Source organism: Halalkalibaculum sp. DA384 (genome assembly GCF_043951955.1).
Lineage (GTDB): Bacteria > Bacteroidota > Rhodothermia > Balneolales > Balneolaceae > JAMQKA01.
Genome location: NZ_JBINJE010000130.1, coordinates 1 through 344 on the forward strand (window position 1 = coordinate 1; position 344 = coordinate 344).

Below are 344 nucleotides of genomic sequence, written 5' to 3' on the forward strand. Positions count from 1 at the left end.
TCGATGTTGTGGATATGCTGCTCCATGATATGGTCCCCGCACAGCCAGGTGAAGTAGTACCAGTTGCGCATCTGGAATTCCATCTCATTTTGGTGAGGCTGCCGCTCGCGCACCCACACCCCGTCGCTGTTCCAGTAGACCTGCCCGGAGACGATGTCGCCTACGGTGCCGTCGTTCTTAATGCGGTCGACGACCTCACGGTAGCTGTTCTGGTAGTGACGCTGCAGCCCGACAACCACATTGAGGCCCTTCTGGTCGGCCTTTTTCCCGGCCTCCAGCACCTTCCGAACCCCCGGGGCATCGGTGGCGAGCGGTTTTTCCATAAACACGTGCTTGCCGGCGTC

1 pseudogene is annotated in these 344 nt (G+C 59.6%); it reads right to left on the reverse strand.

Features of this window, described 5'->3' with window-relative positions:
- Positions 1–344, reverse strand: a pseudogene (locus ACG2E4_RS18560) (dehydrogenase); the annotation flags it as partial.